The 17,703-nt window shown below is 45.3% G+C and carries 31 protein-coding genes; 15 read left to right on the top strand and 16 right to left on the bottom strand.

Annotation, left to right across the window (positions count from 1 at the left end):
* Positions 1 to 21 precede the first annotated feature (21 nt).
* A complete protein-coding gene (locus tag RS881_RS30020; RefSeq protein WP_315814108.1) occupies positions 22 to 405 on the top strand; it encodes an acyl-CoA thioesterase in 384 nt (127 codons plus the stop codon).
* 92 nt (positions 406 to 497) lie between these two features.
* Here the strand turns inward: RS881_RS30020 and RS881_RS30015 are convergent, their stop codons facing one another.
* Positions 498 to 1,304 carry a phosphatase PAP2 family protein gene (locus tag RS881_RS30015; protein ID WP_315814107.1) on the bottom strand — a complete coding sequence of 269 codons (807 nt, stop codon included), beginning with the start codon at positions 1,302 to 1,304 and terminating at the stop codon, positions 498 to 500.
* A gap of 268 nt (positions 1,305 to 1,572) precedes the next feature.
* Between RS881_RS30015 and RS881_RS30010 the strand changes: the two genes are divergently transcribed.
* From RS881_RS30010 to RS881_RS29980, 7 genes are all read left to right on the top strand, one after another.
* Entirely contained in the window at positions 1,573 to 1,902 is a 330-nt protein-coding gene (locus RS881_RS30010; protein ID WP_315814106.1) for a hypothetical protein, read from the top strand.
* A gap of 458 nt (positions 1,903 to 2,360) precedes the next feature.
* On the top strand, positions 2,361 to 2,951 hold the full coding sequence (locus tag RS881_RS30005) for an RNA polymerase sigma-70 factor (protein WP_315814105.1): 591 nt from the start codon (positions 2,361 to 2,363) through the stop codon (positions 2,949 to 2,951).
* Positions 2,952 to 3,539: 588 nt separating this feature from the next.
* Positions 3,540 to 3,767, top strand: coding sequence for an anti-sigma factor (locus RS881_RS30000; RefSeq protein WP_315814104.1), 228 nt, complete (start codon positions 3,540 to 3,542; stop codon positions 3,765 to 3,767).
* Positions 3,715 to 4,332, top strand: coding sequence for a FecR domain-containing protein (locus tag RS881_RS29995; protein ID WP_315814103.1), 618 nt, complete (start codon positions 3,715 to 3,717; stop codon positions 4,330 to 4,332). The genes RS881_RS30000 and RS881_RS29995 overlap by 53 nt, the downstream gene beginning before the upstream one ends.
* A 35-nt stretch (positions 4,333 to 4,367) precedes the next feature.
* Positions 4,368 to 4,784, top strand: a complete 417-nt coding sequence (locus tag RS881_RS29990) for a FecR family protein (RefSeq protein ID WP_315814102.1) — start codon at positions 4,368 to 4,370, stop codon at positions 4,782 to 4,784.
* Positions 4,785 to 4,882: 98 nt separating this feature from the next.
* Positions 4,883 to 5,149: a hypothetical protein gene (locus RS881_RS29985; protein ID WP_315814101.1), complete on the top strand. Its 267-nt coding sequence runs from the start codon at positions 4,883 to 4,885 to the stop codon at positions 5,147 to 5,149.
* 313 nt (positions 5,150 to 5,462) lie between these two features.
* A complete protein-coding gene (locus RS881_RS29980) occupies positions 5,463 to 6,119 on the top strand; it encodes a GNAT family N-acetyltransferase (protein WP_315814100.1) in 657 nt (218 codons plus the stop codon).
* Positions 6,120 to 6,285: 166 nt separating this feature from the next.
* Here RS881_RS29980 and RS881_RS29975 read toward each other — a convergent pair whose 3' ends face one another.
* Positions 6,286 to 7,080 carry a winged helix-turn-helix domain-containing protein gene (locus RS881_RS29975; protein WP_315814099.1) on the bottom strand — a complete coding sequence of 265 codons (795 nt, stop codon included), beginning with the start codon at positions 7,078 to 7,080 and terminating at the stop codon, positions 6,286 to 6,288.
* A gap of 2 nt (positions 7,081 to 7,082) precedes the next feature.
* On the bottom strand, positions 7,083 to 7,214 hold the full coding sequence (locus RS881_RS29970; RefSeq protein ID WP_315814098.1) for a hypothetical protein: 132 nt from the start codon (positions 7,212 to 7,214) through the stop codon (positions 7,083 to 7,085).
* A 139-nt stretch (positions 7,215 to 7,353) separates the two neighbouring features.
* Here RS881_RS29970 and RS881_RS29965 point away from each other — a divergent pair, with 139 nt between their 5' ends.
* Positions 7,354 to 8,091, top strand: coding sequence for a YceI family protein (locus RS881_RS29965; RefSeq protein ID WP_315814097.1), 738 nt, complete (start codon positions 7,354 to 7,356; stop codon positions 8,089 to 8,091).
* 26 nt (positions 8,092 to 8,117) lie between these two features.
* Here the strand turns inward: RS881_RS29965 and RS881_RS29960 are convergent, their stop codons facing one another.
* Positions 8,118 to 8,507: a hypothetical protein gene (locus RS881_RS29960; RefSeq protein WP_315814096.1), complete on the bottom strand. Its 390-nt coding sequence runs from the start codon at positions 8,505 to 8,507 to the stop codon at positions 8,118 to 8,120.
* 219 nt (positions 8,508 to 8,726) lie between these two features.
* On the opposite strand from RS881_RS29960, the gene RS881_RS29955 reads away from it, so the two are divergent.
* Genes RS881_RS29955 through RS881_RS29940 form a run of 4 tightly spaced genes read left to right on the top strand, consistent with a single transcriptional unit; the run spans position 8,727 to position 10,224 of the window.
* Positions 8,727 to 9,134, top strand: a complete 408-nt coding sequence (locus RS881_RS29955) for a hypothetical protein (protein ID WP_315814095.1) — start codon at positions 8,727 to 8,729, stop codon at positions 9,132 to 9,134.
* A 10-nt stretch (positions 9,135 to 9,144) separates the two neighbouring features.
* Positions 9,145 to 9,324 (top strand): hypothetical protein, encoded by a 180-nt coding sequence (locus tag RS881_RS29950; protein ID WP_315814094.1) that lies wholly within the window; start codon positions 9,145 to 9,147, stop codon positions 9,322 to 9,324.
* Positions 9,321 to 10,016: a sensor histidine kinase gene (locus RS881_RS29945; protein WP_315814093.1), complete on the top strand. Its 696-nt coding sequence runs from the start codon at positions 9,321 to 9,323 to the stop codon at positions 10,014 to 10,016. The genes RS881_RS29950 and RS881_RS29945 overlap by 4 nt, the downstream gene beginning before the upstream one ends.
* The gene (locus RS881_RS29940; RefSeq protein ID WP_315814092.1) at positions 9,979 to 10,224 is read left to right on the top strand and encodes a response regulator; all 246 of its coding nucleotides are present in this window, start codon (positions 9,979 to 9,981) and stop codon (positions 10,222 to 10,224) included. Before RS881_RS29945 ends, RS881_RS29940 begins: the two co-directional genes overlap by 38 nt.
* An 11-nt stretch (positions 10,225 to 10,235) precedes the next feature.
* Here RS881_RS29940 and RS881_RS29935 read toward each other — a convergent pair whose 3' ends face one another.
* The gene (locus tag RS881_RS29935) at positions 10,236 to 10,433 is read right to left on the bottom strand and encodes a hypothetical protein (protein WP_315814091.1); all 198 of its coding nucleotides are present in this window, start codon (positions 10,431 to 10,433) and stop codon (positions 10,236 to 10,238) included.
* Between the two features lie 35 nt (positions 10,434 to 10,468).
* On the opposite strand from RS881_RS29935, the gene RS881_RS29930 reads away from it, so the two are divergent.
* Entirely contained in the window at positions 10,469 to 10,681 is a 213-nt protein-coding gene (locus RS881_RS29930) for a winged helix-turn-helix domain-containing protein (RefSeq protein ID WP_315814090.1), read from the top strand.
* A 108-nt stretch (positions 10,682 to 10,789) separates the two neighbouring features.
* On the opposite strand, the gene RS881_RS29925 is transcribed toward RS881_RS29930, so the two are convergent.
* The 9 genes from RS881_RS29925 to RS881_RS29885 all read right to left on the bottom strand — a co-directional run bounded on the left by RS881_RS29925 (position 10,790) and on the right by RS881_RS29885 (position 15,986).
* Positions 10,790 to 11,098 (bottom strand): LytR/AlgR family response regulator transcription factor, encoded by a 309-nt coding sequence (locus RS881_RS29925; protein ID WP_315814089.1) that lies wholly within the window; start codon positions 11,096 to 11,098, stop codon positions 10,790 to 10,792.
* Entirely contained in the window at positions 11,095 to 11,511 is a 417-nt protein-coding gene (locus tag RS881_RS29920; RefSeq protein WP_315814088.1) for a LytR/AlgR family response regulator transcription factor, read from the bottom strand. The genes RS881_RS29925 and RS881_RS29920 overlap by 4 nt, the downstream gene beginning before the upstream one ends.
* A complete protein-coding gene (locus RS881_RS29915) occupies positions 11,498 to 11,887 on the bottom strand; it encodes a LytS family sensor histidine kinase (RefSeq protein WP_315814087.1) in 390 nt (129 codons plus the stop codon). Before RS881_RS29915 ends, RS881_RS29920 begins: the two co-directional genes overlap by 14 nt.
* 76 nt (positions 11,888 to 11,963) lie before the next feature.
* Positions 11,964 to 12,359: a histidine kinase gene (locus RS881_RS29910; RefSeq protein ID WP_315814086.1), complete on the bottom strand. Its 396-nt coding sequence runs from the start codon at positions 12,357 to 12,359 to the stop codon at positions 11,964 to 11,966.
* Positions 12,360 to 12,397: 38 nt separating this feature from the next.
* The gene (locus RS881_RS29905; RefSeq protein ID WP_315814085.1) at positions 12,398 to 12,559 is read right to left on the bottom strand and encodes a hypothetical protein; all 162 of its coding nucleotides are present in this window, start codon (positions 12,557 to 12,559) and stop codon (positions 12,398 to 12,400) included.
* A gap of 387 nt (positions 12,560 to 12,946) precedes the next feature.
* Entirely contained in the window at positions 12,947 to 14,698 is a 1,752-nt protein-coding gene (locus RS881_RS29900; protein ID WP_315814084.1) for a HEAT repeat domain-containing protein, read from the bottom strand.
* Complete coding sequence (locus RS881_RS29895; RefSeq protein ID WP_315814083.1) at positions 14,695 to 14,904, bottom strand: hypothetical protein; 210 nt, start codon at positions 14,902 to 14,904, stop codon at positions 14,695 to 14,697. Before RS881_RS29895 ends, RS881_RS29900 begins: the two co-directional genes overlap by 4 nt.
* Positions 14,905 to 15,059: 155 nt before the next feature.
* The gene (locus RS881_RS29890; RefSeq protein WP_315814082.1) at positions 15,060 to 15,335 is read right to left on the bottom strand and encodes a hypothetical protein; all 276 of its coding nucleotides are present in this window, start codon (positions 15,333 to 15,335) and stop codon (positions 15,060 to 15,062) included.
* Between the two features lie 381 nt (positions 15,336 to 15,716).
* Positions 15,717 to 15,986 (bottom strand): hypothetical protein, encoded by a 270-nt coding sequence (locus tag RS881_RS29885; RefSeq protein ID WP_315814081.1) that lies wholly within the window; start codon positions 15,984 to 15,986, stop codon positions 15,717 to 15,719.
* A gap of 445 nt (positions 15,987 to 16,431) precedes the next feature.
* On the opposite strand from RS881_RS29885, the gene RS881_RS29880 reads away from it, so the two are divergent.
* Positions 16,432 to 16,884, top strand: coding sequence for a response regulator (locus RS881_RS29880; RefSeq protein ID WP_315814080.1), 453 nt, complete (start codon positions 16,432 to 16,434; stop codon positions 16,882 to 16,884).
* 43 nt (positions 16,885 to 16,927) lie between these two features.
* Here RS881_RS29880 and RS881_RS60130 read toward each other — a convergent pair whose 3' ends face one another.
* Positions 16,928 to 17,044, bottom strand: coding sequence for an ATP-binding protein (locus tag RS881_RS60130; RefSeq protein WP_350339967.1), 117 nt, complete (start codon positions 17,042 to 17,044; stop codon positions 16,928 to 16,930).
* The gene (locus tag RS881_RS29875) at positions 16,996 to 17,685 is read right to left on the bottom strand and encodes an ATP-binding protein (protein ID WP_315814079.1); all 690 of its coding nucleotides are present in this window, start codon (positions 17,683 to 17,685) and stop codon (positions 16,996 to 16,998) included. Before RS881_RS29875 ends, RS881_RS60130 begins: the two co-directional genes overlap by 49 nt.
* Positions 17,686 to 17,703: the final 18 nt, after the last annotated feature.

The following is a 17,703-nucleotide window of genomic DNA, read 5'->3' as shown; positions in this document are numbered from 1 at the left end:
CTTTAATCAAACATTCGTTGCATGGATCTTGAACAAAGAATAGCACAATCCGAAACCAGGATATTCAAAGCCGTATTTCCCAATACCACCAATCACTACGATACCCTGTTTGGCGGTACAGCCATGGCTTTGATGGATGAAGTAGCTTTTATCACAGCTACCCGTTTTGCCCGTAAGCGCATGGTCACTGTATCGTCGGACCGGATCGATTTTTCACAACCCATTCCTGCCGGCACCATTATAGAATTGTGTGGCACAGTGATCCATGTAGGCAATAGCAGCCTACAGGTACGCGTGGATATTTTTGTTGAAGAAATGTATTCTCCGCAACGGACCAAGGCCGTAAGCGGCAGCTTCACCATGGTGGCTGTAGATGAAGCCAAAAAGCCAGTGAAGATATTGTGAGTGGGAAAACTAGCTGCGAGCCATTTGTGTGTATTGCGATCACTGTATTGGGCTCGTTGCTCGCAGCTGGCAGCTCGTAGCTTATGCACCAATTAAAACTTATGTACAAATCCCAGTCCAACAGCTCCCTGCTGATAGGTAGGCATGATCACCGTATTGGGTCGCTTATTTTTGAACAGCCCTCTTTGTAAAACGGGGTATAGCCAGTAGGCCAACCGGGTAGAAGCTATACCTACACCGGCGCCGGCTACCACATCACTAAACCAGTGTTTGTTGTTGTACATGCGCAGGTACCCGGTGGTAACGGCTATTGCATAGCCAGCCACCCCATACCAGGAACTCTTGTCTTTATACTCCTGCCGCATAAACTCGGCAGCCACAAAAGCATTGGCCGTATGGCCTGAGGGAAATGAAAAGAAATCCGACTCATCAGGCCGTTGTTCGCCACTGAATTTCTTGATGGAAAATACAGCGCTATTGGAGATCAACATTGACATACCATACAGTATGGTCCTGTCTTTGAAATTATGTTTACCGTGAATACCCGCTGCATTTAATCCATATACCGCCAGGGCAGGTGCATATTGCAGGTAATTGTCAATAGAAAGGCGATGGTGAGGATGTTCGATAGCTACCTCTTGCCTGATATTTTCATTAATGTCCTTTAAGCTATGATAACCCAATGAGGTAAGCCCATAAGAGATCAGGGCTGCCGGGATAATAAAAGATTTTACCGGAAAGGCATTATTGGCCACCGGGGTATTCCAGTTCACCCGCCTGGACACAGTATCGGTGGCGAGGATTGCTTTGCCGGTGCTGTCCGTGTATTGTGCAGTAACAGGGGTCAGGGCGGAACAGGTGATCGCTGCTGCCGTCATTGTTTTAAACCAGTATTGCATGAATAAACAGGGGCTTTTATTATTGCAATAGTAAACGTAAATTTTAAAGAAAAATTGAAGCAGGCCCCTCCCGTCCGGCAGTCGCGCATAAAATAGGATAATTCATACATGTAGGACCGGCAATAAATCAATCCTTTACCGCCCCTTTTATCATGTACAATTTTGACTATCAGCCTATTACCAAGAAAAGCAAAGCAGTAATAGGGTAGTGGTGCAGGGGCTTGACTACCAGGCCGGGACCCAGTTAAAATAATCTTAATATTGTTGCATGGGCAAACAAACCCACCCAATTGACGGCAATAGGGCGACCCACCCGAAGGTGGCCAGTGCCAGAGTGACAGCCCTGGCTACTGGGCATTGTTTTTGTGCTGCTACTTGCATGAGCCAGGCATTTGTAAAGGAAAGTGATGAACAATGGTTGCATGAGATTGCACCCACCATGAATGCATTGATCCTGTATCTCACCCGGGAAAACAATGGCATCAGGGTATATGAAAAGAGTAACCGGATAGATCCCAAAACCAATAAGGAGGTCTATTTGATGAGCAATGGTCTGCAATATACCATCGACTCAGCAGGTCACTGGAGCATAGTATAACAATTCACCATATCAGCAATACAGGAGAACATCCCCAAATATTCGAGGTATAACCGAGTTTTTTACTACTTTTAGACCCAACACTTCTTTTCGTTAAGATTGAAACGTAAATCATAACGGGTTTTTACTGGTTCAAATAGAGCGAAAGGAGTTGGAAGCAAAGACTTCCGATGCACCAGGTTAAGGGTCCGGCAGGCTGCGGCCGCGCGGAAAAATAGGCTGCCCCATGCCAGATTCCTGTTAGTTCATTATCTTTAGTACGGAATCCTGTTTTTTACACCATGGGTTATTGCTTCCTCTTCCTGATGCAATGGTTTACAGTCAGGCTTTTATAACCCGGACCTTCACTACATCGTCCTTTTAAAGTGATTCCCAATTTCCTGGTTTCGGTTTATGAATAGCACCCTGTTGGTCTGATCAACTCTTTTTATTCACTGGTAACTTGTAATGACCTGTTCATGAAAACAGCGGGAGACGCATTAATTCACTTATTCCGGCAAGGCGTGGAAAGTGCCTTTGCAGAGATTTACAACCTGCACTATACCGCCATCTATTATTATGCCCGGCATTTTGTGCCCGATGCACAGGAAGCAAGGGATATTACTGCTGAAACTTTTGTGAAGCTCTGGAAGCTGCGCGCCAACTTCGACAATATCCATAAGATCAAAACCTTTCTACACGTCACTACACGCAATGCCTGCATTGATGCTTTACGCCACCAAAAATGGAAAGCCGGCAAACACCAACAACTGATACAACTGTTGATGGAGGACGATGAATCCATGATTGCCCGCAATAGTTCGCCCATGGCCGCTGCCACCAAATTTGTCAATGGATTGGTGGAAGGTGAATTACTAAGTCGTATATACGAGGAAATAGAGAACCTGCCTCCCCAACGTAAGATCATTTTCAAACTGTCTTTCCTGGAGGGTATGAAAAATGCGGCTATTGCCGCCCGGTTGAATATAAGCGTGCAAACAGTACAAAATCAAAAAACCATTGCCCTCAAATTTCTTCGCCTTACCGTGTTAAGCCAAAAACTGGCATGAGCCTACCAACCAATTAAGTTCAACTTTAATATTTTCAGCAGCAGCTAGCTTGCTGTGTAATTTATACATGGAATGCGTATTCTTTTTTTCGTTTTTTGCAAATTACGATAGTTCACCATACCACCTTATTCGTTATATCCCGGATCCCCTTGCTTATATAGAATGCAATTTTATTCGCCTGGGCGATTGACACTCATTTTTTACTATACTGTAACGGTGCATTTTTCTATGTATTGGCAGTATAATTCATTCCAGACTTAATCAGTCTGGCATTCATATCCCGGCCTTTCCCGTTTAGGCCGGGATCTTTTTAGCTCCCTGCCGTCTTCTTTACTTGGCGGATAAAATTCAAATAGGTTGTAACGCAGCATGCCATGCGAAACAATTCCAGGTTCCTGGTATCACCTTAAATAAAAAATACTACCTCCGGCGGTATCCTCAGCCTGCTTTTTCGTTGTAAGTAGAAAGATCCTTCCCTTGCTCTATTGACCTGATTCTCTCCTTCATTTCCCGATCCCCAACGGGAGAGCAGTTTGAAAGCTAAGGATGAACATTAAATGTAACTGCTATCAAACAAAACCTATTCCCATGGATAATATTGCAAAACGGAAGGCCGACCTCATTACCGGGTACATCAAAGGCGCATTGAATGCAGCTGAGCAGCAGGAACTGGAAAGATGGGTGGCCGAATCGGAAGAAAACCGTCACTTGTTTGAATCGCTCACCAATCCAGGTCATTTGCGAAACGCCCTGAACCGGTACGATGAGAAAAGAAAAAAAGATCCTGGACAAGATACAGGCATCCATTGTACTTAACCAGGCTCAACACCCGGACTGGTGGTTTCGCTGGCGCCGCCCCCTGGTAATTGCTGTTCTGGCTGCCGTTATTATTACAGGCGCCTGGCTAATATGGCATATAAGCACCAGCCGCACTGTATTCACCTCCCTGCCTGCCCGGTTCAAAAATGAAGTATTACCGGGTGGAGACCAGGCCAAACTAACCCTCGAAGATGGGTCCGTCATCATCCTGATGGATACCGTCAATGGCGTCCTGGCAACTGAAGCCAGTGGACGCACTCAGGTGTATAAAGAGAATGGCTGGTTATCCTATTTCAGTACCGATCCGGGTGATAGCATTTACTTCAATACCATCCGGATACCCTACAAGGGCCAGTATAAAGTGATATTACCCGATGGCAGCAGGGTATGGCTCAATGCAGGTTCCAGCCTCCGTTATCCCGTCGTGTTTGGCCAGCAGGAACGGAGGGTAGAGTTGCGGGGAGAGGCTTATTTTGAAGTAACAAGCATACCAGCTACCCTTCCTGCTGCTACCGGACTGGTAAAGGATAGAAAAACGCCACCAGCCTGCCTTTTACAGTAAGCCTGTTCACGGTTTCCGGCATAGCCCAATTGCAGGTGGCAGGCACCCGTTTCAATGTAAAAGCCTATATCGATGAGCCCCATGTACAGGCCACTTTACTGGAAGGTGCTATCAAGCTGCGCAAAGGGCCTAATGAGCTGCTACTGAAGGCCGGACAACAGGGCCGCCTGGAAAACAATGGCCAGATAACTGTACGCAACAATGTAAATACAGAGGCTGTCATTGGCTGGAAAGATGGGCTTTTCAGGTTTAAAGACTCCAATCTTCCAGAGATTATGAAACAGGTAGAACGTTGGTATGATGTAGAAGTAGTATATGAAAATACCGTGCACGATCAGTTTACCGGCAGCATAGAAAGAAACACCCCATTGTCACAACTATTACAATATCTGGAACAGATGAGCCGGGTACATTTTGCAATTAACGGCAATAAAATTATCGTAAGCCAATAGCCAGACAGTACAATTATTCATTTTTTCGTTATTTAATAGCACCCTTTTTGTTGACCTATTCCAGTAACCGACTGCCGGAAATAATAAGGCTATCCGCCATGGAAAACAATATCATTAAAAGAAAAGCCGAGCTTATCCTCAAATACATGCAGGATGGCATGTCGGATAGGGAACGGTTGGAGCTTGACGATTGGGTAAGCGCCTCAGGCGAAAACAAGGCCTTTTTTGAAAACCTGACCGAATCAACCCAACTCAAACAGGCGCTGCTTGATTTCGCCGGCAACAAAACCAAAACCTGGGAGCAAATTGCAGCGCTTATTGCCCAACAGCAACCAGAAGATACAAGCAAAAACCTCCTCAACTAACGCCCGCGTTATTGACATATCTCAAATAAAAGGAACGAACAAACGCTCTTATTTCCCTCCTAAGGGTTTCCCTCTAGCGCCATTTAAACATTAGTGACTAAACCAGCAAAAAACAACAAAATCAACAGACATTGTTTTTGTACGGTAGGTATATAAGATTAGATTTGGAGACTCTCCTTAATACCGGTAATGGTAGACAGACGAATTAGCAACAACTCTACAACCAAGTGCCCGGCCCTCTGATAGCAATCCTGGCATATGCCTGCTTAATAGTATTTGAATACTGTTTATTACACAGTTCAATGTTATTGATATGGGTAAATCCAGATTCCTGATGCTTACACGTGACAGCTTGCGCCGCATGGTTGAGCAATCCCTTTACCCTGATCTGAACCTTATTGTTATGCGTCCATTTATTGAAAAACAATTGTGCAGTCCTCTTGATCCGGCAGTCCGTTATACCCCTTTCTTTTATGGGTTATTACCGGGCGACCACCGTGTATTTTCATTAAGGCCATTTTGCATCCCTTTAGACCTGCCGGTCATCTATAACTGGATACATGAATATTGCAGCATTCCTGGTCAAAACCCTTTTTCACCAGTGCAACAATTGCTGGAAGCCTATCACGATCTACTGACCGCTGATTATTGTCAGTCGTTAGTAGCCGAAGTAAATGGCACGGCCATTCTTCAAATTGATATTGTACGCGCCGATCAGGATGAGATCAGTCTGAAAGAAGATATCCGGACAGGAGACTATTGCATTCACTTTTTATTTTCACCACATTTTGATGAGCCCATGAGTTATTTTGCCAATGCCCTCAATAGTTGCTTGTATAGTTTTTTTCCTTTCCGGGTATTAGCCGGGTATTTTGTAAAGCCTCTGTGTCGGACAAACGATCGAATTACCTGTTGCAGGAGGCCGGCTTTGTACTCGATAAAACAGTGCGGGATTATCCAGGTAAAATGAATATTTACCGGCATGATCATGTTCCAACTGTTACAGGCTGATCCATATTAGGCTTTAAGATAAAGGCGCCGTTGGCGCCCCCTTGATAAATACAGTTTCCATTAGCCTTGAGCCTTATTCTATCCTTACAACACCCCTTCCCGATTAAACCGGGAAGGGCTTTTTTTTAGACTTCTACCGCCAATTTATATCCTTTACCATGTACATTGATAAGGCTGATACCCGGATCTTTTTGTAATTTCTTCCTCAACCTGGAAACAAACATATCCAGGCTGCGCCCAACGATCACCCCTTCATCTTCCCACACCTCTTTTAATAGCCTGCTTCGGTCGATCACTTCATTGGGGCTGGCCGCAAATATTTGCAGCAGTTTAGATTCCTTGGCGGTGAGGGGAATGGATTCTTGATCCAATTCCAACAATTGCTTATCGGTATAAAACAGGTAACGACCAATAGAGATGGCATTGGCCGGAAGCGGGGTATCATGGACTTCCTGAACAGGGCTTGCCAGCACGGTGCTGCTTTCTTTACGGCGCCGGTAATACAATAGCCGGCCCAGAAGGGATAAGCTAATGGCGGCCAGGCAGCCGCCCATCAGGTACCAGGAAGAAGAAGCCTCAGCTGCAGCTGTAGCTGGAAATTGCATTTTAATGGCATAACACCCTTTCGCCTGGGCTCTCCCCACACAGGGCACTATATTCTTGGCGGTATCCTGATTGATGGAATAACCAAAGATCACTTCATTGCTGGCGCTGGCAACGACCTCTACCAGGTAAGTAGGAGGGAGCTGGTGCTGTTTCACCACCCGGTCAATAACCTGTACCAGTGAATCGGGTATAAAAGTAAAAGGACTTTCAAAGGTCAGTTTGTATTCATGACTGCCTGTTTGCTGTACCGGCAGCACCCGGGAGGAGGAATCGCCATGATGCAGCAGGACCTGGTGACCAATATTGCGGATCATGATCAGCTCCTTTGACTGACCATACGGGGGAGCGCATCCTTATCACGTGTAACCGTCCAGGAAACAATGAGCACCAGGGCCAGGGCCACTACCAACAAAGTCTTCAAACGCATACGTAAAAATAGCGTATTCATGCAGGGAGTCGTGTCATTTGCATAGATTTTACAGTCGTTTACATAGAATTTACAGGTGTTTTACCACTGCCGGGCAGGCCGGGCCTAGGTTTGCAGGAACGGGCCATGCGCTTGTTGTTCACCTAAAATTTCACCCATTATGCGTAAGCAAACACTATTATGGATCCTTCTCCTGCCCGGCGCTTGTCATATTATTAGCTGCCGGGAGGCAGCAAAAGCAACCGTACCGACTGTAGAGATCACCGGCACTCCGGCAACTCCGGCGCCTGTTGCTGCAGCAGTAGGCTATGAATTGCAGCCCAGGGAAAGCATTTTGTATTGGAAAGGAAACCCTGTGGTAGGTTCCGGCCATGCCGGTACCCTGAAAGCCGAATCGGGAAACCTGGCGATTGATGCCAACGGCAAACTGGCAGGCGGCTATTTTGTGCTTGATATGAATTCCATCCTTAGTACCGACCCGGTCAATAAAGGACCGGAAGATGGACTGGTGCAGCATTTAAAAGATCCGGATTTCTTTGATGTACCTAAATATCCCAAAGCTTATTTTACCCTGGTGAAGGCAGATCCCGGTGCCAATGACAGCAGTTTTACCATTACCGGCCAGCTCAAGATGAAAGACAAGATCAATGAAATAACCTTTCCGGCTACCCTGCTGAACCAGGAGATCATATCCAGGCCAAAGCCGCCTTCCTCATTAACCGGACCAAGTGGGGTATCACCTATCAATCGGCCAATTTCATCAGCAATATCAAAAACAACGCCATTTCCGATTTTGTACCCATATCGCTGGACCTGCATTTCAAACAGATGCCTTGAGCCGGTAAATAAAGGATTTCTTATGCTGGTTTTAGCAAGGACGGCACCACTAAAAAGCTGAAATTCCTGAAGCAATAAACGATTAGCTCAAAAAGCAAAGCCCTGCCAGCAGTTGGCAGGGCTTCGCTTAAAAAAAGTGCTATCAATCCACCTTATCCATCGTAAAATAACCGCCGAGGGTGCGCTTATTGTCTTTGTCATAGACAGACAACATCCCTTTAATTTGCCCGTTCTCGGGAACACCCTGGAATACATACGCCGTTTCTCCCACATATTTTTCAGGTGAAATTCCCCACCCGGACAAAAGAAGTATTCAGCAGCCGTTTCTTTCCCGGCAATGGGCGCCTTACCAATTGTACAACTGACCTCATTATTCTTTTGGGCAAGGATGCTGATCCCGGTTTCATAGGCATTGTTGAGGTAGGTATATTTCATTTTCCAGTTGCCCACAATAGATTGTACCTGCTGGCTGGTCATGGGCGTGGGCTTTACACATTGGGCCAGCAAGCAGGTACAGAAAGCGCAAAAAGGCTTAGTAACAGGAGCTTTTTCATGACTACAATATTTTATACCTCAAATTAATAAAGTCTGCAAGTAGAAAGCGTTATATCAAAAACCGGAAGGTGAACAGGGAGTTAAATATGTTAACAGCTTGTTGAAAAAGGCATAATTGCTGTTTTTAGTTTAACTTAAAAGATGCTTCGCGCTGACCGTTATAGTCGCCTTGTCAATTACCTGCTCCTGTCGGCGCTGCTGCTATTGCTGGTTATACAAGGCTTTTGGTTGCGCTATACCTGGCAGTTGAAAGAAAAAGACTTTGATGAAAAAGTGCGCCTGGCCCTACGGGTATATGGCAATTTTATTCAAGAAGATTCAACCCTTACCAGGAATATGCGGGCCGTGTGGACCGATAGTACACGTCTTCCCCAGACTGGCGCCGTACTGCACCATTCGCTGGATACTTTTTTGTCAACAACAATATCCCCCACATTATGTCTTTGGCATTGGCAAATCGCGCCAGAACCTTTCCTGGATCAGCGACAGTACATCGGCCAGTCTGCTCGACAGTACGCATTACAAGATCATTGGGCTGTGCATGGATAAAAGCGGCTCTTTGTATGTATCCTTTGCTTTTCCGGACAAAACGAAATACATCTTTGGCCAGCTATTGCCCTTGCTGGCCCTGTCGGTATTATCCCTGTTATTGCTTATCGGCTGTTTCATGCACCTGGCGGCCACCATCCGGCGCCAGCGCAAACTGGCCGACTTAAAAACGATTTCATCAACAACATGACACATGAACTGAAAACACCCATCTTTACCATCTCTATTGCTTCCCGTATGATGGGTGAGCAAGCGGGGAATGGCGCCACGGAAAAGAACAATAGCTTCCTGCAAAGCATCCGGCAGGAAACTGACCGGCTTAAAAACCTGGTAGAAACAGTTTTGGAAACCGCCACTCTGCAACAAAAGCAAGTAGTGTTTGAGAAAACCACACTTGACTTGCATGAACTGATCAGGCAAAGCGTCGAAACCTTTCAACCAGTTGCCTGGCAGCAGCAAGGAGAGGTAATACTACAACTGGAAGCAGCTACTCCTTATATCTACGCCAATCAACTCCAGATCAGTAATATGCTGAACAACTTGCTGGACAATGCCTTTAAGTATACCACAGTCCATCCACAGATCATCCTCTCCACCACCAATCAGCAGCATTATATTGTATGCTCCATTAAGGACAATGGCCTCGGTATGGATGAGGATACCCAGGCACTGATCTTTGAACGATTTTACCGGGCGTCCACCGGCAATTTGCACCAGGTGAAAGGATATGGTATTGGGCTTAGTTATGTACAATCGGTGGTGATCGCGCATGATGGCCGTATACTGGTTAAAAGCGCTCCCAACAAAGGCAGCGAATTCATTATTCAACTACCTACTGTCAATAATGGCCAACAACATTCATATCCTGCTGGTGGAAGATGAGGACAACCTGGGGTATATCCTGTCGGAATACTTGCAGATGAAAGGGTTTAGGGTTACCCGGGCCCTGAATGGTAAAACCGGGCTGGAGAAATTACAAGCTGTACTCTATGACCTTTGCTTATTGGATATCATGTTGCCCGATATAGATGGCTTTGCCATTGCCAAACAGATCCATGAAGCAGGCATTACCACCCCTTTCATTTTTTAACAGCCAAGGGGTTAAAAATTGATAAGCTCAAGGGCTTTCACCTGGGCTGCGATGATTACATTACCAAACCGGTTGATGAAGAAGAATTGGTAGCCAGGATCAAAGCGGTGGTGAAAAGGAATACGCAGGCCCAGGAACCTGCCATCCATCAACCCATGCCATTTGGCAATAGCCTGTTTCATTTTACGACCCGGCAACTGGTCATCCATGGCGGGAGTACCATCTCACCGAAAAGGAAGCAGCCTTGCTTCGTCTCTTATTGAATTCACCCAATGGCCTGGTGAGCCGGGACATGGCCCTGAGAAAAATATGGGGCAGCAATGACTATTTCAACCGGAGAAGTATGGATGTCATTGTTTCCCGCCTGCGCAAACACCTGGCGCATGACCCAACCATCAGTATCGTCAATGTGCATGGAAAGGGGTATATGTTGAAAGATAGCAATAGATCAGGGTGAGCCGACCGGAAGAAAAAGGGCGGCCTTCCACAAAGTAAAAAGTCGACAGGTACAACCTGACAGACGTTTACTTAAACGACATTGAATCATGCTTAGGTAACAGGGGAGTTAATGAGCATTGTCCTGGTCTAAGATGGCCAGCACCAGTTCTTTATAACTTCGGCCAATGGGGATCTTGAGGCCGTTGACCTCCACATCGGTGGCCGTAAAGGCTTTTATTTTATTTCTCGATACCAGGAAGGAGCGGTGGGTGCGCATAAATTCCTGTTTATCCAGTTCGGCTTCTATATCGGCCAGTTGGTACTTGGTAAGGTATTGGCCCGCTACCGTAACAATATTGATGTATTCTTTTTTGCTTTCAATGTACAGCACTTCTTCCGTGAAGATCCGGATCTTCTTCTTGTTGATATTGATCAAAAGCTCTTTCTTTCGGGCAGGCTACCGGCAAAAGAAGGGGAGGGTGCTATCTCTTTTCGTTTATCCCGTATCTTATTAACGGCCCCGATAAAACGGTTAAAGCTGATGGGCTTTAACAGGTAATCTACTACATTCAATTCATACCCGTCGAGCGCATATTCCCGGTAGGCGGTGGTAATGATGATCTGCGGAGGGGATTTCAGCGTTCGTATAAAGTCGAGCCCTTTCAATTTGGGTAGATGAATATCCAGGAATATCACTTCTAGATCGCCACCCTTCAGCAGTTCCAGGGCATACAAGCCATCGCTGCAAACACCCTTTAGCGAAAGAAAAGGGATCTGCCCGATATAGTCCTGCAGTACTTCGGCCGCCAGGGGTTCATCTTCTATGATCAGGCAATTATACTTTTCCATACGTATTCAAATTTACAAGAACCATTGCCTTAAACACCTGGTTTTCCTTGCTTGTTTGTAAAGATTGCTCCCCATATAACAATTCCAACTGGCGGCTGGTATTGGACAACCCGATCGCATGTGTAGCGCCATTATTGCCAGGCCCTTCAAAACTATTTTCCACCACAAAAGAAAGCCGCCCCTTTTGCACCACCATGTCCAGGTGAATATAGGAATCAAAATGGTTCTCACCGGCGCCATGCTTAAAAGCATTTTCAACCAGAGGCAATAACAGCAAGGGCGCAATGGGTTGCTGGGGGTCATCGATGTTCTTGGTAAACACCAGCGACAGTTTATCCGTATACCGTATTTGCTGAATGGCGATATAGTCTTCCAAAAACCTACCTCCCGGTCAATCGAAATCGTATGGCTGCCACTCTCGTACAACATAAAACTGAGCAACTCCGACAATTTCAGTACCACATCCGGCGCCTGATCGCTTTTTTGCGGGTGAGTGCATAGATATTGTTCAGCGTATTGAACAGGAAATGCGGGTTGATCTGGTTCTTTAGCAGTTGCAACTCGGTGGTGAGTTTTTCTTTTAAAAGCGTCTTTTCTCTTTCCTTCGTTTCCTGCTGGTAGGTTACAAACCGGGTAGTCATGAGCAGGGCAGCTGGGAAGGCAGCTTCGATCATGATGCTCAGGAATTTCCTGGGCTCTACAAATACCCCCCGGGGCACTACAATATTTTCATACAAGTGTGGCAATACAATTTGACGGGCCAATACAATGACGGCACAAATGGCGGCCAGATAGGATAGGAGGATAAACAGGGCATTGACCAGGTGACTGTATCTTTTTTGTACCATTTGAACCAGGGCAATATACACCAGGTAATAAGCAAAGATCAGGTGAGGCAGGATGTAAAGAATGCACCGGCAAAAGCCCGGGTGATGTACTTGGTTTCGGACCAGTCCTGCACATAATCCTTTAGCCACATGTATTCCAGGTAGGCCAGCAGCCACCAATACAAGGTCCAGAAAAGGATATGCCGGAAAGGCTTGTTCATAGCGCCAAAAGTCGAAAAAAATGGGCACTGTACACAAAAACAAGTTGATAACATCCAAATAAAGGCAAACAACAACAATCTGTCAACAAATGGCGGCCAGGCCTTGGGCCAGTTACTATAAGCGCCTGTGCAAAACAGGACAGTTGGCACAAGTAGTTTTCAGTAGCCCGTACCGGAAGGATAATTTTGAGGGAAGCGCTTATTATCAATAGCCTTCTAAATATTCAGCCGATGCCTTATTTAACCCTTGCCCGCTCCATCGTATTGCTCAGAATAGCTGTGGCCATTATCTTTTGGCCGATGCATTGGTACACATCGGCAATCATACCATTGGGCGCTTTGGTGATCACAGCAAGTTAGTTTCAGTACTTATCCATTACTGGCATTTCAAATATCAGCCTTCCGCTGACGCCAATTGTCGGCCAGGGTTTTGGCAGAGGGCGTGCCAATGGTATCCAATGCAAACAGCGCCCCTTCACCCACTGTTTTATGATTATACCAACTAACAACATTATCTACCGGCGAGCTATCTTCCAATAGCATATTTAACCGGCTGAAGGCCTTTCCATGCCCCAGGATACTGAGATAGAGGGTGGCCAGGTAACGGAAACGGGCATTTTCATGTTCCGCCAGGCTCATCAATTCCTCAAACCTAAGCTGTTTGAGTACGTTTGCATACATAGGGAGGGTCAATAATATTTGCAGGTATTCTATGTCATAAATGAGCAGTAGTAATTGATCTACTTTCTTACCCTCCGATGCACATAGGTTGTTAATAGCATTCAACGCAATTTGTGCCAGCTCCTTATTAGCGGAACGGAGGTGGGTAATAAATTTGTCGAGTGCCGGTTCAAAATTCAAATGCCCCAGCACCTGGATGGTGATGGCTGTCAATTCATCCTCGTGGTGCCGTAAAAATGGCTGTACTATAAAGCCATAGTGCGTTTTAAAGGCGCCAATCAACCCAATGAGCAACATTTGCTGGTGCACATCACCCGTACGGTTAAGTTTATCATTAATGATATCAGCAATTTCTTTGTTTTTATTGCTGAAGACCTCCAGCGTCAATTCTTTGGCCAGGGGTATATCATATAGATAGATGGTATCCACTATCAGCCTGCTTGCTTCAGGAATATCCGCTACATGAAAAATGGAATTCCTGGTGGGCTCATCCAGTATGTCATTTTTCAAGAAGCCTTCTCTGACTTTCTTGGTTTTTCGCTCAAATTCATAGCTGGTATCATCTTTAGGCGATGTATTGGCCATCAGCAGGTCCATAAACAAAGTAGCCGGTTGGATCTGCAAAGCGCCGGGTATCCTCGTTTCTTTGGCATAGTTATCATACCAGGAGGTCAGGTGGTGAAAGATCAGCTCAACGGCTATATCAGCTTCGCCCTTGACCGCAAAATAAGCCGCAAAATTGTATTGCAGTTTATCCGTTGTATCGGCCCGGTCAAACCCGGTGCCAATCATGGCTTCATAAAGTTCCATGATCTCTTTCTTTGCGCCCATCCTCATGAGTGCCTTAAGGATCGTAATCCGTAGTGCAGGGTATTGCATAAACATTTCTGGCAGACGGGGGACAATGCTTGCTTCCTTAAAATCAGCTAATGCCCTGATCAATTCATCCAGGTAAATAATATCAGCTTGTTTAAACAACTCCAGTAAAGCAGGTACCGCCTGGCGTGTATTCAATCGCCCCAGAGCCAGGATGGATGCTTTTTTAATAGCAGGCACATCCCGCCGGAGTTGTTCCATTAGAACAGACGCGTATTTCTGGGATTTCCTATACGCCAATATGGGGATGAGCTTGTCGCATACGGCTTTGTTATTGTCATCACGGATCAACACAATGATCGTTGACATTTTAAATTTGACCAACGCCCGCAATACATCATCTTCATGCTCTTTTACTCCCAAACAGGACAAGAGAAAGGGAATGGACCGGTTGGTGGCCTGGTTAGAAAGCACCTCTAAACAAATACGTTTTAAATCCGTGTCGTACCCATGCACTTTTTGCAGAATGATTGATTCCGACTGCTTGCCGGGGTATTCTTTCCAAAAAGACAAAGCTGGAGCCAGGTAACGTTTATCATTGGTTTCAATGATCTTTTTGCTCACTTCCCGTGTTTTTCTCAAGTTGCCCCCCGCAGTTTGACCAGGGTGGTAATTTTCCGGTACCCCTGTGCCTTATCCAATAAAGTATGGACAGCCATTACCGGGTCCCGTTGGAAGAGGATGGGTAATGCTATCCTGGCAATACCTTCATGACCAGCGATACTTTCCTTTAACTCAAGGTTGCTAAGGTTATACAGCTCATGCACCAGGAAATGTATTTTAGACAATTTATTTTCGTCTATATATGAGCGGTAAATTAAAAAGTTAAAGAAGGGGACGACAAAATGTTAAGGATGCCAAAATCGGCCAACAAAAACCGGGTACACCTAAAAGTTAAAGATGCAACCTTTCTATTGAAGTTACTTTAAAGCGCCTGAATCCTTCAAACCTGGAACGACTTTAGAGGCAGTTTCTTTGCCATTTGTGGCGCTATCTGCCTTTTTGAGGCATCTACTGGCATTATCGGTAAAGCTGCCTTTGAGCCTGCCGGAGCCTGTTCTTTACCATCATTCACTCCCTTTAAATAGGCAATAGGGACGGCCAGAATAGCGGTTATTACCACCGTAGCAACGATCCGGGCAGGCTCATACCAATACCATTTCTTTTTTGGGAAATCCTCAATCCTTTTGGATGCCTCTTCTTTCGCCTTCCATTGCAAGTATGCCTCATGACCACCTAAATCCTGGGCTTTTTTACCAGTTTCCGTTAGTTGGTCGGTCGGGATCGCATAATTAACACATATTAAATAATCCCAATCAATAGGAGTTTTCTGATTTTGGCCGATTGATACAGCGAAAGCTGAACCATTTCATTATACACATCTTCCGGGTGCTGGTCATGTTCGCCTATCAATATGTTGTACATTGGCCCCTGAAAACCGAAGGGCGTGTTTCGGGGACACCTCAAGAGTGCCTTATCCATCAAAATAGCCTCTGCTTTGGTCATTATTCAACGTTGTTAAATAGTTCTTACTTTGTTACTGGCAAATCCACACATAAAAAAAAGGGCTTGTATAGCCCTTATATCACATTCATTCAAGTTACTTGATCTCCTTGAGAAAATCATCGGGATTTATCTTCAGCCCATATAATACCTTGATAAAACTACTCAATAGCATGTCTCCTCCAGCCTCATACCGGGCCAGAGCGCTCCGGGAAATGTTGACCTCATAAGCAAAGTTGTCAAGGCTGCTTTGCTGTTTCCGCTTGGCTTTTATTGCCTTGCCAATCTTCTTCAGTATCTTCTCCACCTCCGCTGCTGACAATTCCGGTGCAACTTGCTTTTTATCAATCGGTTTCTTGGTTCTCATGGGGCTAAATAATTGAATAAATCCTTTTATAAAAACCCCTTACTTGACATCCTAAAATAGAAGTCCTTAAAAGAAAGTCCCGAAAATAGGACGTTTTGTTTTAAAAATCCCTATATTGTGCATCATAGGATAAGGTTTAATGGTTAATGATTTTGATTAGTGCGCCTCCCTTTAACAGGGAGGCTTTTGTTCTATTATACTATATCTTTGCGAACTCCATACAATATTTGGAAGCTTTCGCTTTGATTCCCGTCCTGGAAAAGGGCAAATTTCATACGAACGGGATGATAAGTGATGAGCCCATGCCTTTGGCGTGGGTTCTCTCTTATACGTTCGTAGGGCCTGCCCGGCCTCCAGGACAATAAGTTGAGACCTGCGCCATTTTCTTTTCTCTAAATGAGCACTCGCCTCAACGCCTCATCCTCTCACACTTAATTTATTGAATATGTCACAGCAGGCCATTAAGCTTTTTGTGGTGGATGACCATAAGATGTACAGGGAGTTTATTATCGAAATTCTTGCATCTAAAGGATTTGACATTATAGGTGAGGCGGTGAACGGAAGGGATTTCATTAACGCCATAAATCCAGCTCAACTCCCGGATATAGTAATTGTTGATTGGAATATGCCGGAAATGGATGGCTTGGAAACTGCGCAGTGGATAAAAGCAAACCACCCGGCAGTAAGGGTCATTATTAATACGACTGAAGCAGAGTATTACAAGCTGCGAAAAATCAAGGCATCGAAAATTGAAGGCTTTGTCTCAAAACATCATGAATTTGTCAACTTAATAAAAGCACTCTATGCCATACAGGCTGGTAATACATACTATTGTAGTCGGCAACCCAAAGTGCAGAGTTTTTGGCAATCACGAGTGCAGAGATTTCGGCAACAATGAGTACACAAAAATGGCAACAAGAGTGCAGAGCTCAAAAGTAGATTTAGTTGTTCTGTTCTTCAAAAATAGTTTTGCGATTTTTAAGCCTGTAGCTCTTTCCAGTGAGGTTAATCACTTCGCATTGGTATAGTAGCCTATCCAGTAGTGCCGTTGCCAGCACCTCATCATTAAGCATCTGTGCCCATTCCGCCGGTTTTTATTGGTGGTAATAATGAAAGATGTTTTTTCATAAACCTGGTTAATAAAATTGAACAGTAATACCGCCTCTTTCTTTTCTACGGGGAACAGCATGATGTCGTCTATTACAATCAGGTGGGCGTTTAAAAGACGCTTGTATTCAGCCTTTGCGGAGGCTGTAATCTCCTTCATCTTAAGCGTGCCGATAAGTGTGTCCATAGTGCGGAAGTAAGCCTTATAGCCTTTCTTTACCGCTTCATTGCATAGTCCTGCCGAGAGGAATGTTTTTCCTGTACCGGATGGCCCCATCAAGATGATATTAAAAATCTGATCCATCCAGTGTAGCTCCCGTAATTGATGTAGCCGGGTAATACTAAGGCCATTTGTGAAGGCTGGGTCATAAGCTGCCAGATCACAGTATCGGGGCAGGGTGGCCAGTTTTAGCCGCTTTTTGATGTCTCTTTGCCTGCGGTACTCTGCTTCGGTGGTCAGGAAGCCCAGGGTATAATCAATATACCCCAGCGCCCTGGCTTCCGCATCGGTAATAAGTTCGTCTATTACCTTGTTTACGCCAGTCATGTTAAACTGCTGGCAGTACTGCCTGATCATTTGTTTTTGTTCCATGTATTGCTGTTGTGTGTG

This window comes from Paraflavitalea speifideaquila (assembly GCF_032395985.1).
In the GTDB taxonomy this organism is placed as follows: domain Bacteria; phylum Bacteroidota; class Bacteroidia; order Chitinophagales; family Chitinophagaceae; genus Paraflavitalea; species Paraflavitalea speifideaquila.
The sequence above is the reverse complement of the archived record's forward strand: the minus strand, read 5'-3'. Positions and strand labels throughout refer to the sequence as shown.

Excerpts from the sequence above, each read along its gene's own strand:
- RS881_RS29945 (WP_315814093.1), top strand. The coding sequence starts at position 9,321 with ATGACACATGAACTGAAAACACCCATCTTTACCATCTCTATTGCTTCC.
- RS881_RS29880 (WP_315814080.1), top strand. The coding sequence starts at position 16,432 with ATGTCACAGCAGGCCATTAAGCTTTTTGTGGTGGATGACCATAAGATG.
- RS881_RS29910 (WP_315814086.1), bottom strand. The coding sequence starts at position 12,359 with ATGGTACAAAAAAGATACAGTCACCTGGTCAATGCCCTGTTTATCCTC.
- RS881_RS30020 (WP_315814108.1), top strand. The coding sequence starts at position 22 with ATGGATCTTGAACAAAGAATAGCACAATCCGAAACCAGGATATTCAAA.
- RS881_RS29940 (WP_315814092.1), top strand. The coding sequence starts at position 9,979 with ATGGCCAACAACATTCATATCCTGCTGGTGGAAGATGAGGACAACCTG.
- RS881_RS29980 (WP_315814100.1), top strand. The coding sequence starts at position 5,463 with ATGGGTAAATCCAGATTCCTGATGCTTACACGTGACAGCTTGCGCCGC.
- RS881_RS29920 (WP_315814088.1), bottom strand. The coding sequence starts at position 11,511 with ATGGAAAAGTATAATTGCCTGATCATAGAAGATGAACCCCTGGCGGCC.
- RS881_RS29875 (WP_315814079.1), bottom strand. The coding sequence starts at position 17,685 with ATGGAACAAAAACAAATGATCAGGCAGTACTGCCAGCAGTTTAACATG.
- RS881_RS29975 (WP_315814099.1), bottom strand. The coding sequence starts at position 7,080 with ATGATCCGCAATATTGGTCACCAGGTCCTGCTGCATCATGGCGATTCC.
- RS881_RS29995 (WP_315814103.1), top strand. The coding sequence starts at position 3,715 with ATGAGAAAAGAAAAAAAGATCCTGGACAAGATACAGGCATCCATTGTA.
- RS881_RS29935 (WP_315814091.1), bottom strand. The coding sequence starts at position 10,433 with ATGGATGACCAGTTGCCGGGTCGTAAAATGAAACAGGCTATTGCCAAA.
- RS881_RS29905 (WP_315814085.1), bottom strand. The coding sequence starts at position 12,559 with ATGAACAAGCCTTTCCGGCATATCCTTTTCTGGACCTTGTATTGGTGG.
- RS881_RS29960 (WP_315814096.1), bottom strand. The coding sequence starts at position 8,507 with ATGACCAGCCAGCAGGTACAATCTATTGTGGGCAACTGGAAAATGAAA.
- RS881_RS29985 (WP_315814101.1), top strand. The coding sequence starts at position 4,883 with ATGGAAAACAATATCATTAAAAGAAAAGCCGAGCTTATCCTCAAATAC.
- RS881_RS29970 (WP_315814098.1), bottom strand. The coding sequence starts at position 7,214 with ATGAATACGCTATTTTTACGTATGCGTTTGAAGACTTTGTTGGTAGTG.
- RS881_RS30010 (WP_315814106.1), top strand. The coding sequence starts at position 1,573 with ATGGGCAAACAAACCCACCCAATTGACGGCAATAGGGCGACCCACCCG.
- RS881_RS30005 (WP_315814105.1), top strand. The coding sequence starts at position 2,361 with ATGAAAACAGCGGGAGACGCATTAATTCACTTATTCCGGCAAGGCGTG.
- RS881_RS29965 (WP_315814097.1), top strand. The coding sequence starts at position 7,354 with ATGCGTAAGCAAACACTATTATGGATCCTTCTCCTGCCCGGCGCTTGT.
- RS881_RS29955 (WP_315814095.1), top strand. The coding sequence starts at position 8,727 with ATGCTTCGCGCTGACCGTTATAGTCGCCTTGTCAATTACCTGCTCCTG.
- RS881_RS29885 (WP_315814081.1), bottom strand. The coding sequence starts at position 15,986 with ATGAGAACCAAGAAACCGATTGATAAAAAGCAAGTTGCACCGGAATTG.
- RS881_RS30000 (WP_315814104.1), top strand. The coding sequence starts at position 3,540 with ATGGATAATATTGCAAAACGGAAGGCCGACCTCATTACCGGGTACATC.
- RS881_RS30015 (WP_315814107.1), bottom strand. The coding sequence starts at position 1,304 with ATGCAATACTGGTTTAAAACAATGACGGCAGCAGCGATCACCTGTTCC.